Raw genomic sequence first — 12385 nt, 5'->3', positions numbered from 1 at the left:
CATAATCAATTCAATCGTGTTGGGTGACCAGCCAGAGGCGGCATTGGCAAAAAAATGCTCAGGCGGGCAGTGTCTTGACGTAGACCAGCATGGCACTGGCAGCGGCCTGTTCACCAGCGCGCCGTGAAATGCCGGTACCGCGTTCGGCGCGGCTGAATTCGGCGATTTCGCATTCCACTTCAAAAGTCTGCTGGTGCGCCGCCCCCAGGGTGCCAACTACCCTGTAGGCGGGAAGTCGCATTTTGCGCCCCTGAAGCCACTCCTGCAATTCGGTTTTCGGGTCCTTGCCAATGGCTTTCATTTGCGGGTTCACCTGCACATCCTTGAACAGGCGGCGCACCAGTTGGTCGGCCTTGTCGTAACCGGCATCCAGATAGACCGCACCGATCACGGCTTCAAGCGCATCGGCCAGCATGGACGGCCGGTTCTTGCCACCGGAACGGGCCTCGCCTTCGCCCAGCCGCAGCAAATCGGGCAAGCCCAGCACCACAGCCAGATGGTGCAATGTGTCCTGCTTGACCAGATTGGCCCGAACGCGTGAGAGATCGCCTTCGGGCAGTTCGCTCAATTGCTCGTACAGAAATCCGGCCACAGCCAGATTGAGGACGGAATCGCCCAGGAATTCGACACGTTCGTTGTGATCCGAAGAAAAGCTGCGGTGTGTCAGCGCCTGGGCAAGCAGCCTGGGATTGGCGAATTCGTGCTGCAGGCGCTTTTGCAGCGCCTGCAGGGCAGGACTGGGGGGAGAAGCGGTACGCACCACCTTATTTGGATCGTCCGCTGTACTTCAGCAGCAGATAAGCAGGTCCGGCCAAATGAATTTCACGCGTGTAGGCAAAAGCCACCACCGTCTTGTCGCCCTCTTTCGTCACGTCCAGGTCCTTGCCGGAAATAGAGTGGATGTCGTCGATCTGCCCGGCCTTGTCAAAGATCGCCCTGACTTCAGGCACTGTGCTGCCCGATGTGGCCTTGTTCGCCGCCTTGGTGATGGCCTGGAATTCAATCAGTGTTGGAAGCACCTGCGCGCCCAAAATGAAGACGCAGGCTGCAATGACGCCGAAAAACAGCAGGCCGATGAAGGAAATACCACGTTGCTTGTGTTTCATTGAGACGGATTCCAGAGAAAGTTCATGAAGAAAGGCTTTTTAAGCTATTGACGCGTCAGCAGTTTCACACTCAATCAAAGGAACCGATGCGCTTGAGATTGCCAAAGTTCATCCAGACGAAAAATGCCTTGCCGACAATATTCTGCTCGGGAACAAAGCCCCAGTAGCGCGAATCCAGCGAATTGTCGCGGTTGTCGCCCATCATGAAATAGTGCCCTTCGGGCACCTTGCACACCACGCCTTCGGTGCTGTAACGGCAATTGTCCCGGTAGGGAAAATTATCGGCGCCAGCGATGAAGGAGGGGCGGTCGTCGTCATTGAGAAGCCGGTATTTCCGCTCGCCATTGGTTTCCTCGAACTGCTTGGCATAACGCATCGAATCGACATCGAAAAAATCAGGGAGAGCCACTTTGGGCAGCGGCTTGCCATTGATGGTGAGCTTCTTGTTCAGGTAGGCCACCTCGTCGCCAGGAATGCCGACCACGCGCTTGATGTAGTCCAGGCTGGGCTTGGGCGGGTAACGAAATACCATGACGTCGCCACGCTCGGGACTGTGGTTGTCCAGTATCTTGCGGTTGATCACCGGCAAGCGCACTCCGTAATGAAACTTGTTCACCAGAATCAGGTCGTTGACCAGCAGCGTCGGGATCATCGAACCCGACGGTATCTTGAACGGCTCGAACAAAAAAGAACGAAGCAGGAAAACGATGATGATCACCGGGAACAAACCGGCGGTCCAGTCCAGCCACCAGGGCTGCATGATCAGCCGGCTTCTGGCCTCCTGGGTGTTGTCATCCACCTGGTTAATGCCCATTTTGGCCAGTTCGGCCTGGCGCAGGACGGCATTTGCATCCAGCGCAGCGACGGCCTTGCGCCGCTGTGGCAGGAAATAAAGCCGCTCGGCCACCCAGTAAATGCCGGTCACTACAGCGGCCAGGAACAGCAGGGCAGAAAAGTTGCCTTCGACCATGCCAAAGTACCAGGCGGCGCCATAGCCGACAAATGCTGCCAACACCAGGGCGGTGATGGAACTCATCGCGCCGCGCATCAGTCTTCCACCTGCAAGATAGCCAGGAATGCCTCTTGAGGCACTTCCACCGAACCGATTTGTTTCATACGCTTCTTGCCTGCCTTTTGCTTCTCGAGAAGCTTTTTCTTGCGGGAAATGTCACCGCCGTAGCACTTGGCGATCACGTTCTTGCGCAAGGCCTTGATGGTCTCGCGGGCAATGATGTTGGCGCCGATGGCTGCCTGGATTGCCACATCGAACTGTTGGCGTGAAATGATCTCGCGCATCTTGGCGACCACGGCCCTGCCCCGGTACGCTGACTGGCTGCGGTGAACGATGATCGACAACGCATCGACCTTCTCGCTGTTGAGCAGGATATCGACCTTCACCACGTCGGAGGCGCGGAACTCCTTGAACTCGTAGTCCATCGACGCATAGCCGCGCGACACCGATTTGAGCTTGTCGAAAAAGTCGAGCACGATTTCACCCAGCGGCATTTCGTAGGTCAGCATGACCTGCTTGCCGTGGTAGGCCATGTTCAGCTGCACGCCGCGTTTCTGGTTGGCGAGCGTCATGACGGCACCGACATAGTCTTGCGGCATGTAGAGGTGAACCGTGACGATGGGTTCACGAATCTCGTTAACGCGTCCGCCATCGGGAATTTTCGACGGATTTTCGACCCGGATGATTTCGCCATCGGACTTGAGCACTTCATAGACGACGCTGGGTGCGGTGGTGATCAGGTCCTGGTCGAACTCGCGCTCCAGCCGCTCCTGGACGATTTCCATGTGCAGCAGGCCCAGAAAGCCGCAGCGAAAGCCAAAACCCAGCGCTTCACTGACTTCGGGCTCGTAATGCAGCGAAGCGTCGTTGAGCTTGAGCTTTTCCAGCGCATCGCGCAGCGACTCGTATTCACTGGCTTCCGACGGGTACAGACCGGCAAACACCTGCGGCTGGATTTCCTTGAAACCCGGAAGCGCCTGGGTCGCGGTGAAGGCGGCGCCGCCGCTGCCGCCTTTGATCAGCGTCACGGTGTCGCCGACACGCGCAGCCTGCAATTCCTTGATGCCAGCAATCACGAAGCCCACTTCGCCAGCTTCCAGCGACTGGCGCGGTTCAGTGTGTGGCGTGAACACGCCAAGCTGCTCGGCGTTGTAGGTGGCTTCGCTGGCCATCAGTTTGATGCGGTCGCCCTTGGCCAGGCGGCCATCGACGACCCGCACCAGCATGACCACGCCGACGTAGGCGTCATACCAGCTGTCGATGATCATTGCGCGCAAGGCGGCGTCAGGGTTTCCCTTCGGAGGCGGAATCAGGGCGACCACGGCTTCGAGGATCTCGTCAATACCCATGCCTGTCTTGGCGCTGCACGGAATCGCGTCGGTGGCATCGATGCCAATGACTTCCTCGATTTCCTGCTTGGCGTTGTCAGGATCTGCTTGCGGCAGGTCCATCTTGTTAAGTACCGGCACCACTGTTACGCCCAGGTCCAGCGCGGTGTAGCAGTTGGCAACGGTCTGCGCTTCGACACCTTGGCTGGCATCAACCACCAACAGCGCCCCTTCGCAGGCTGACAGCGAACGGCTGACTTCATAGGAAAAGTCGACATGGCCCGGCGTGTCGATCAAATTGAGGTTGTAGATCTGGCCGTCAACCGCCTTGTACTTGAGCGAAGCAGTCTGCGCCTTGATCGTGATGCCACGCTCTTTTTCAATGTCCATCGAATCGAGCACCTGAGCACTCATCTCGCGGTCCTGCAGGCCACCGCAGCGCTGGATCAGCCGGTCTGCCAGCGTGGACTTGCCATGATCAATGTGCGCAATGATCGAAAAATTTCGGATGTGATTCATCAACAAAAACGCCTAATTACTTGAAAATATTGCAGAAAAACAAACAGACCACACCCACGAGCATAAAAAAAGGCGCGTCTTGCAATGACGCGCCCTGAACCAACCCTCTATGGCAACTGCGAAAGTTGGAGCTTCATTGTAGGCAAAAAGCCGGGAGCGACCCGTTTCAGCATCTGCCGTTGCTGACCTTGCCAGGCTACACGTTATGTTTGAACCTTTTCAACTGGCCAGAAAACTGTGCAACCGCCGGTATGGAAAACTGCTGAAATGCTGCTGCATTGTAACGAGCCTCATTGCCAAACCGGTCTTGAGGCTGTGCAGCAAGTATTCAGCGCGCCGGCCGGATGATCACAAATTGCGCCAGTTCACCGCGACGAACAAGCATGGTGATGTTTTTGGTCTTGTCAATTTTCGACAGCGCCGCCTCAAAACCCTTGACGCCAGTCACTTCAGCATTGGCAATTGAAACGATCACGTCGCCTTCGCGCAGTCCAGCGCGCGCTGCTGCGCCATCGGCCACATCGATCTTGACGCCGCCCTTCACATTGAGGTCCTTTTTCTGCGCTTCAGTGATCTCGCTGACCGAAAGACCTACAGCCTGTGCAGGGCCAGCCACGGGCGGCTTGGACTCTGACTTCGCAGCAGCGCGCACCGGCTTGTCGGCGTCCACCTCGGCAATCGTGACGGACAGATCCTTGCTGGCGCCACGCCGAAACACAGTGACCGTCACCTGGGTACCGGGTTTAATGCTGCCCACCATGCGCGGCAGGTCGCTGGCCTTGTCAATCGACTTGCCCTCAAACTTCGTGATGATGTCACCTGCTTCAATGCCTGCTTTTTCAGCAGGCGCGCCGCTTTCGACACCGCGCACCAAAGCGCCCTGCACCTTGCCAAGTCCAATGGCTTCGGCCACGTCCTTGGTGACCTGGTCGATCTGCACGCCGATCCGGCCGCGCGTCACCTTGCCATTGATGCGGAGTTGCTCAGATACGCGCGTTGCCTCATCAATGGGGATTGAAAACGAGATACCCTGAAAGCCACCCGAACGTGAATAGATTTGGCTGTTGATGCCAACGACTTCGCCGCGCATGTTGATCAGCGGACCGCCCGAATTACCGGGATTGATGGCCACGTCGGTCTGGATGAAAGGCAGGTAGTCGCCTGTATCGCGCTGCTTGGCGCTGACAATGCCCGCCGTCACGGTGTTTTCAAGCCCGAATGGCGAACCGATGGCCATCACCCATTCGCCCACGCGCAAGCGGCTGATGTCGCCAATCTTGACGGCTGGCAAGCCGGTGGCTTCGATCTTGACCACGGCAACGTCGGTGCGCTTGTCGGCACCAATGATCTTTGCCTTGAATTCGCGCTTGTCGGTCAGGGTGACCAGCACCTCGTCCGCTCCGTCGACCACATGCGCATTGGTCATGACATAGCCATCAGCCGTCAGGATAAATCCGGAACCGACCCCACGCGGCTGGTTTTCATCCGGCTGACCCGGCTGACCCGGCTCAGCGCGTGGTCCGCGCGGCATATTGGGGGGCACGGGAATGCCGAAACGCTTGAAGAACTCCAGCATCTGCTCGTCAATGCCACTCGTGGTAGCCGACGCCTTGGCTCGTTCAAGGGTGCGAATGTTTACCACAGACGGCCCCACCTCGTCGACCAGGTCAGTGAAGTCCGGCAATGTCCGGGTTTGTGCCCATACCGGCGTCAGCGGCAGCACAGAGCTTGTCGCAGCCAGGGCCATCAGGCATGCAGCCAAGTAAGGGCGCAACGGTTTAAGATTCAATTCACGCATTTTCAGCCTTGTTATCAATAGAGATTTATCACGCAAACCAGCTAATCAGCAAATTTTCAAAACAAACAGTTCGATGGCAATTTGCAAGACCAGAACGAGCAACTAGGCCACAAGAAACCGATGATTTTTCGACCACGGCGCCAGGTTCTTACTTTTTACGCTCCAGCGCGCTGACAAACAGTTGCAGCGTCGGGACAGGAACCTCACCCACCAGAGTGATCCAATGGGTATCAAGCTGTCGCGTCAGCGTCTGGGTAGCGCCCAACGAAAGCGTGGACTCGCGCACATGTCGCCGCGGATCGAATGGCTCCACAAAAATCGACACCGACGCCAGACCATCTGAAAAAATCCATTGCAGCGGGCCATCACCGGTAGCGCCCTTTGCTCCATTGTCCGTGCTCGAAGCCGGCCTTTGGTAACAGCTCATGGGATTGAAACCGGCCACAGGCGTCTTCAGTCCCCAGCCTTCGGCGGCGGCCGTTGTCTTGACCAACTCGGGCTTGTCAAGACGGTAGCCCTGCACCTTGCCCATCATCTGGATGAGTTGGCTCATACTTACAGGTGCGTCTAGCTGAAGCTCGGAAAATGCCGCTTGTTCAATCACTTTGCCGTCGGTATCGAGCGTTTGGAGCTTAACGATCAAGCCATTTTTTCGCTCACTCCAGACGCGGTAGCCGAACCGCAGCCGATCCTTGGGAATCAGCGTGATGATGTCGGCGTCAACGCCCGCCACCCGTTCCAGACCTTCCTGCCGAAACCTGTAGAAGTCGGCAATGCGGCTGTCGGCCGACTGGAACAATTGGGGAAACAAGCCTAGCGACTCCCTTTTTTCAGTGCGCACCACTTTGTGGTCTGGCATGAAGGTTGTCATCTGGTCGTTATGCCGAAAGATGGAACGCGGCGCACCGGTCAGTGTTTCGATTCGCTCTACCTGCTGCGTCCCTTCGCAGACATGCCATATTTTGGCACTGGACATGTTGCCACCCGCCGACACCACAAAGGTTCCCACATAGGTGCGATTGATGGAGGCTTGGTGCATTCGCATCAGCCAGTCGTTCAAGCTGCGCACTTCTTCAGCCGATGCCGTGGGCTGCACGGCAACCGGCAGAACTTGCGCAGCTACATAATTCATAGCAAACAGTCCATACAGGACAAGCGGAAGAAGCCTAAAATACTTAAAAATCATGGATTTCAGGAAGTTTTCTGGCACTTAACGGGCGCTGGTGGCCTGTGCGTTGCGTGACGTTTCGAAAGTGGCATTGCGCAAGAATCCTGAAGACTCCTGCAAGGCCGAAGCCGTTCCGAACTGCCGATGCGCTGCGAGCAACTCTTCCAGACGGGCATCTCGCACCACAGGCCCTTGCGGCGACGTGACCACGATTTGCGCAGCGGAAGACTGTGCCAGTTGCTGCCCGGACACTTGCGGCGCCAACAGCCCGGACGCATTCCATGCAATGGCAGAAACAGCGGCCAGTGACGCCACACCTGCCACCAGTTTCCAGCGGAAACTGCCGTCGTTCGAGGCCGGACCACGGTGATGAAGAATGTCGGCAGAAGCTGGCAACCCTGCAAATGGAATCACCACAGGGGCAACAGTCTCCTGCGCAATTCGTGCGGTGAGCCGGCTGGCAAACCCGGTTTCGCCACCCACCATCAGGGAAGGCGCATGCGGATTGGCCGGCGAACGCAGGAAGTCACCAATCAGGTGATAAGTATTCCAGCAGTCAAGCGAAGCATCATCTTGGCCACATGCCTCAAGCGCGGCGGAAAAATCCTGCTCGTCCAACTGGCCATCCGCCATTGCAGAAAGAAGTTCGGGGGTATTCATGCGTGATTTCATGATATTTTATGGGCAGCGGGTCTGCCGGTTCTGTTCACTGACTGCCTGGGCTGGCGAATGACTATGCAACGACAACGAACTCACCAACGTTTGCCGGTCTGGTTTTCCAGCAAGGGTTTGACCTTTGCAGAAATCGCCTCGCGGGCTCTGAAAATTCGTGACCGTACCGTGCCAATCGGACAATTCATGGCTTCGGATATCTCCTCATAACTCAAACCTTCGATTTCCCGCAAGGTAATCGCTTCGCGCAATTCATCCGGCAAATCCTGCATCGCCTGGTTGATGATGTGGGCAATTTCCTTGCTGGCCAGCACCGTTTCAGGGGTCTCAGGACTGGTTAGTTCGTTTTCGACGCGGGAAGTTTCATCGTCATCGTCGGATTTATAGGCATTTTCAGAAACAGTCGGATTTCGCTTCAGGTCCATCAGGGCTTTCTTGGCCGTATTGACGGCGATCCGGTAAAGCCAGGTGTAGAACTGCGCCTCTCCCCTGAATTGTCCCAATGCGCGATAAGCCCGTATGAAGGTTTCTTGTGCAATGTCTTCCACCAGGTCCACATCGCGGACCATGCGCCCGATCAGGCGCTGAATACGCCGCTGGTATTTGATGACCAGCAGTTCAAATGCCTTCTGGTCGCCCGCGACTGTGCGCTCGACCAGCAGCGCATCACTGTCAGCGGGCTTATCGACGGCAAGCGGGAGAAGGTCATCGCTCATCGCTTGACCTGAGAAACATGATGGAATTGCATAGTTTTCGATGGCGCCACAGCCGCTGGCGGCGAGCCGGAAGGTTCGGCAGGCACAAAATCGTGCTTAGGCAGGGAAATATGCGACCTGTGCGGGGAATACACGGCACGGCGTAAATCCAGCCAACGCTCGGGCATGGCGTTTTGCTCAACCCAAAGCCATAAACTGGCGCCAGCCTGATTTTCCAGCCGCAACAAAAGCCGCTGCTGAAAATCAGCCACTATCGACAGCGCGTGCTCGCTCTCGCCAGTTTGATAACCAGGACTTTCCCAGCGCCAGACATGGCCGTCCCACGCCAGTAGGCCGCCCGGAAGGTTTTTCCAGGTAATTCGTGCCGCAATACCTGCAAGCAGCACCGAAAATCCCGCCAACAGCAAGCGCCAGTCAAACTGCCGCATGACGTTCCACCACAGCAACACTGACAAAAGGCCAGAAACCCAGAACACCAGCAACACGCCGCGCAGAAAAGAAGACCGCCCAAGCGGATAGACCACTGGCGGGGCGTTGTGGCGGTTCAAGGCAGTTCGTGCTGAAGCCGGTGCTGCCGAAGAAAGTCCTGTTGCTCTCAGACGCGCTTGAATACCAGGGTGCCGTTGGTTCCACCAAAGCCAAAGTTGTTTTTGACAGCAATGTCGATGGTGGCGTCACGCGCGGTGTTGGCGCAGAAGTCCAAATCGCACTCAGGGTCCTGGTTGAATAAATTGATGGTTGGCGGAATTTTCTGGTGATGCAGCGCAAGCACAGTGAACACCGATTCGATGCCGCCAGCGCCTCCGAGCAAATGGCCCGTCATGGACTTGGTCGAACTGACCACCAGCTTGTCCTTGGCATGGGCACCAAAGGCGGCCTTGATGGCGTTGGTTTCGTTCAGATCGCCCAGCGGCGTGGACGTGCCATGCGCATTGAGGTACTGAACCTGGTCCGCATTGACGCCTGCATTTTTCAGGGCCATGGCCATGGAACGGCGCGGGCCGTCGATGTCGGGAGCCGTCATGTGATAGGCATCGGCACTCATGCCAAAACCCAGCACTTCAGCGTAAATCTTGGCGCCACGCGCCTTGGCGTGTTCGTATTCTTCGAGCACGACCACGCCACTGCCTTCACCCAGCACGAAGCCATCACGGTCCCTGTCCCAGGGGCGAGACGCTGTTTTCGGGTCGTCATTGCGGGTCGACAGCGCCCGGGCCGCTGCAAAGCCGCCCACGCCGAGCGCCGAAACCGTGGCTTCAGCCCCGCCAGCAATCATCACATCGCAGTCGCCATACTCGATCATGCGCGCCGACAACCCAATGGCATGCAATCCCGTCGTGCATGCTGTCACGACAGCGATGTTGGGGCCCTTGAAACCGAACTTGATTGACACGTGTCCGGAGATCATGTTGATGATGGTGGCCGGTACAAAGAAAGGTGAAATACGGCGCGGGCCGCGTTCCACCAGTTCGCCATGCATGCGCTCGATCAGCGGCAATCCGCCAATGCCCGAGCCGATGTTGCAGCCGATACGGGTTGCCAGATCGTCGTCCAAGGCGTCGCCGGTTGGCAAACCACTGTCGGCTACCGCTTGACAGGCTGCAGCCAAGCCCAGATGGATGAAACGGTCCATGTGCCGGGCTTCTTTCTCGGGGATGTAATCCGCGATATTGAATCCCTTGACTTCGCCTGCGAATTTGCAGGCTAGGTTGCTCGCATCAAAATGGGTGATCAGGTCAATACCGGGTGTTCCGGCAAGCACGTTGGCCCAGGAATCAGCAACGGTATTTCCTACCGGGCTGACACAACCCAGACCTGTGACGACGACACGACGACGGCTCATTCAGTAATCCTGGAAAAAAACCTGAAAGACCAAAACTGGCTTTTCAGGTGGATGGCGGCAAAGGCGTAAATGCCTTAGGCCTTGTGATGGGTGTTGGCGTAGTCGATCGCGTTCTGGACGGTGGTGATTTTCTCGGCGTCTTCGTCGGGAATTTCAATGCCAAACTCGTCTTCGAGTGCCATGACCAGCTCTACGGTGTCAAGGGAATCAGCGCCCAGGTCAGCCACAAAGGACTTTTCGCTGGTAACTTGACCTTCTTCAACGCCAAGTTGTTCGGCAATGATTTTCTTAACACGTGCTTCGATATCGCTCATAAATCCCTCTGAGGGTTGTAAATTAATCCGTGATTTTACCGCGTTGGGAGTGTCTTCCCAAGCACCGCGCCGGACGGATAGGAACCGGCTTCGATTTCCTGTGTTTTTAACACTGTCAGGCACAGGCCTGACAGGTCGGCTTGCCCATGTTGCAGTTCAAACTCTGTTGCTTTTACATATACATTCCGCCGTTGACATGAAGTTCTTGCCCCGTAATGTAGGCAGCCTGCGGACTGGCCAGAAAAGCCACAGCATGCGCAATATCCTGAGGCTTGCCGAGGTGGCCAAGCGGAATTTGTCCGAGCAGTGATTTTTGTTGTTCCTCAGGCAAGCGGGCCGTCATGTCAGTTTCGATAAAGCCTGGCGCCACGCAATTGACGGTGATGCTTCGCGAACCCAGTTCACGCGCGAGCGCACGCGTCATGCCCGCCACGCCTGCCTTGGCAGCAGCGTAATTGGCCTGCCCTGCATTTCCCGAAGCGCCCACTACCGAAGTGATGCTGATGATGCGGCCGTAGCGCTGCTTCATCATGCAACGCATCACGGCCCGGCTCATGCGAAAAACCGCCTTCAAGTTGGTGTCAAGCACCGCGTCCCAGTCGTCATCTTTCAGGCGCATGGCAAGCATGTCGCGGGTGATACCGGCATTGTTGACCAGCACGTGCAAGCCGCCCAGTTCTGTGACGATACGGTTAACCAATGCTTCGGCAGCAGCGCCGTCGTTCACATCGAGAACCTGTCCGGAGCAGCCCGGATAGGCCGTCAGCGTACGGCTGATTTTGGCGGCACCTTCGTCGGTGGTGGCAGTGCCGATGACCTTCAAACCCCTTTTTGCGAGTTCCAGCGCAATGGCTGCGCCAATGCCGCGCGAGGCGCCCGTCACCAGCGCCGTCTGTCCTTCAAATATTATTTCGCTCATTCCAGCAGCTCCTTCACCGCAACCAGCGAGGCAGGATCGAACAAAGGCACCCCGATCAATTCGGGATCAACGCGTTTTGAGAGACCCGCCAGAACCTTGCCCGGCCCACACTCAACCAGTGTTGCCAGGCCTTTTGCCTTGATGGCTTGCACGCATTCGACCCAGCGCACCGGACCAAAGGCCTGGCGGTAAAGCGCATCACGGATGCGGTCAGGATCGGTTTCGACAGCGACATCCACATTGTTGATGACGGGAAATCGCGGATTTGCAAACTCGATGCGCGCAAGCTGCTCCTTGAGCCTGTCAGCGGCCGGCTTCATCAGGCTGGAGTGAAACGGCGCTGACACAGGCAAGGGCAACGCCCGTTTGGCACCACTTGCCTTGAGGATTTCACAGGCCTTGTCCACCGCCGCCTTGCTGCCGGCAATCACGGTTTGCATTGGGTCGTTAAAATTGACGGCTTCCACGATTTCAGCCGTATTGGCGCCAAATGTCCGCACAGCTTCAGCGCAACCATCAATGACTCTGGTGGCATCCATGCCCAGGATGGCAGCCATAGCGCCCATGCCGACAGGCACGGCGTCCTGCATCGCTTGCGCCCTGAAGCGGACAAGCGGCACAGCCTGCGTCAGGCTTAGCACGCCGGATGCAACCAGTGCCGAGTATTCGCCAAGCGAGTGGCCGGCAACTGCAGTCGGCGCCACACCGATTTCCGCCATCCACACCCGGTAAGCCGCCACACCAGCGACCAGCATGACCGGCTGGGTATTGGTGGTCAGTGCCAGCGCTTCCTTGGGGCCGCTCTTGATAAGCTGGCCGATATCTTCAGTCAGCGCGTCAGAGGCTTCAGCCAGGGCCTGGACCACAACCGGGTGGTCGCCCCAGGCGTCCAGCATCCCAACCGCCTGGGAGCCCTGGCCAGGAAAAACAAAAGCAAATGATTTCAAATGATGACTCCGGTTATCAATCGCATGGTGAGAATTGCGCTCA

13 protein-coding genes are annotated in these 12385 nt (G+C 57.1%); all 13 read right to left on the bottom strand.

What is annotated here, in order from left to right; translation table 11 throughout:
- Positions 1-58: 58 nt before the first annotated feature.
- Entirely contained in the window at positions 59-760 is a 702-nt protein-coding gene (gene rnc / locus IWX87_RS01370) for a ribonuclease III (RefSeq protein ID WP_196861701.1), read from the bottom strand.
- Positions 761-764: 4 nt separating this feature from the next.
- Positions 765-1106, bottom strand: a complete 342-nt coding sequence (locus IWX87_RS01365) for a DUF4845 domain-containing protein (RefSeq protein WP_196861700.1) — start codon at positions 1104-1106, stop codon at positions 765-767.
- Between the two features lie 70 nt (positions 1107-1176).
- Positions 1177-2142, bottom strand: a complete 966-nt coding sequence (lepB, locus tag IWX87_RS01360) for a signal peptidase I (protein WP_231374322.1) — start codon at positions 2140-2142, stop codon at positions 1177-1179.
- Between the two features lie 11 nt (positions 2143-2153).
- Positions 2154-3965 (bottom strand): translation elongation factor 4, encoded by a 1812-nt coding sequence (gene lepA, locus IWX87_RS01355; RefSeq protein WP_196861698.1) that lies wholly within the window; start codon positions 3963-3965, stop codon positions 2154-2156.
- 328 nt (positions 3966-4293) lie between these two features.
- Complete coding sequence (locus IWX87_RS01350; RefSeq protein WP_196861697.1) at positions 4294-5763, bottom strand: DegQ family serine endoprotease; 1470 nt, start codon at positions 5761-5763, stop codon at positions 4294-4296.
- A 148-nt stretch (positions 5764-5911) separates the two neighbouring features.
- Positions 5912-6895, bottom strand: coding sequence for a MucB/RseB C-terminal domain-containing protein (locus IWX87_RS01345; RefSeq protein WP_231374314.1), 984 nt, complete (start codon positions 6893-6895; stop codon positions 5912-5914).
- A 78-nt stretch (positions 6896-6973) separates the two neighbouring features.
- Positions 6974-7591: a sigma-E factor negative regulatory protein gene (locus tag IWX87_RS01340; protein WP_231374300.1), complete on the bottom strand. Its 618-nt coding sequence runs from the start codon at positions 7589-7591 to the stop codon at positions 6974-6976.
- Between the two features lie 92 nt (positions 7592-7683).
- Complete coding sequence (rpoE, locus tag IWX87_RS01335) at positions 7684-8319, bottom strand: RNA polymerase sigma factor RpoE (RefSeq protein ID WP_196861694.1); 636 nt, start codon at positions 8317-8319, stop codon at positions 7684-7686.
- Complete coding sequence (locus IWX87_RS01330) at positions 8316-8867, bottom strand: hypothetical protein (protein WP_196861693.1); 552 nt, start codon at positions 8865-8867, stop codon at positions 8316-8318. Before IWX87_RS01330 ends, rpoE begins: the two co-directional genes overlap by 4 nt.
- A 47-nt stretch (positions 8868-8914) precedes the next feature.
- On the bottom strand, positions 8915-10162 hold the full coding sequence (gene fabF / locus IWX87_RS01325; RefSeq protein ID WP_196861692.1) for a beta-ketoacyl-ACP synthase II: 1248 nt from the start codon (positions 10160-10162) through the stop codon (positions 8915-8917).
- Between the two features lie 74 nt (positions 10163-10236).
- A complete protein-coding gene (gene acpP / locus IWX87_RS01320; RefSeq protein WP_011802442.1) occupies positions 10237-10476 on the bottom strand; it encodes an acyl carrier protein in 240 nt (79 codons plus the stop codon).
- Positions 10477-10648: 172 nt separating this feature from the next.
- Complete coding sequence (gene fabG, locus IWX87_RS01315) at positions 10649-11395, bottom strand: 3-oxoacyl-ACP reductase FabG (protein WP_196861691.1); 747 nt, start codon at positions 11393-11395, stop codon at positions 10649-10651.
- A complete protein-coding gene (fabD, locus tag IWX87_RS01310; RefSeq protein ID WP_196861690.1) occupies positions 11392-12342 on the bottom strand; it encodes an ACP S-malonyltransferase in 951 nt (316 codons plus the stop codon). The genes fabG and fabD overlap by 4 nt, the downstream gene beginning before the upstream one ends.
- Between the last annotated feature and the right edge of the window lie 43 nt (positions 12343-12385).

Source organism: Polaromonas sp. CG_9.7, assembly GCF_015752205.1.
Lineage (GTDB): Bacteria > Pseudomonadota > Gammaproteobacteria > Burkholderiales > Burkholderiaceae_C > Polaromonas.
This window is presented reverse-complemented; position numbering and strand designations above follow the sequence as displayed.

Excerpts from the sequence above, each read along its gene's own strand:
- IWX87_RS01350 (WP_196861697.1), bottom strand. The coding sequence starts at position 5,763 with ATGCGTGAATTGAATCTTAAACCGTTGCGCCCTTACTTGGCTGCATGC.
- fabG (WP_196861691.1), bottom strand. The coding sequence starts at position 11,395 with ATGAGCGAAATAATATTTGAAGGACAGACGGCGCTGGTGACGGGCGCC.
- acpP (WP_011802442.1), bottom strand. The coding sequence starts at position 10,476 with ATGAGCGATATCGAAGCACGTGTTAAGAAAATCATTGCCGAACAACTT.
- IWX87_RS01365 (WP_196861700.1), bottom strand. The coding sequence starts at position 1,106 with ATGAAACACAAGCAACGTGGTATTTCCTTCATCGGCCTGCTGTTTTTC.
- rpoE (WP_196861694.1), bottom strand. The coding sequence starts at position 8,319 with ATGAGCGATGACCTTCTCCCGCTTGCCGTCGATAAGCCCGCTGACAGT.
- lepA (WP_196861698.1), bottom strand. The coding sequence starts at position 3,965 with ATGAATCACATCCGAAATTTTTCGATCATTGCGCACATTGATCATGGC.
- IWX87_RS01340 (WP_231374300.1), bottom strand. The coding sequence starts at position 7,591 with ATGAATACCCCCGAACTTCTTTCTGCAATGGCGGATGGCCAGTTGGAC.
- IWX87_RS01345 (WP_231374314.1), bottom strand. The coding sequence starts at position 6,895 with ATGAATTATGTAGCTGCGCAAGTTCTGCCGGTTGCCGTGCAGCCCACG.
- fabF (WP_196861692.1), bottom strand. The coding sequence starts at position 10,162 with ATGAGCCGTCGTCGTGTCGTCGTCACAGGTCTGGGTTGTGTCAGCCCG.
- lepB (WP_231374322.1), bottom strand. The coding sequence starts at position 2,142 with ATGAGTTCCATCACCGCCCTGGTGTTGGCAGCATTTGTCGGCTATGGC.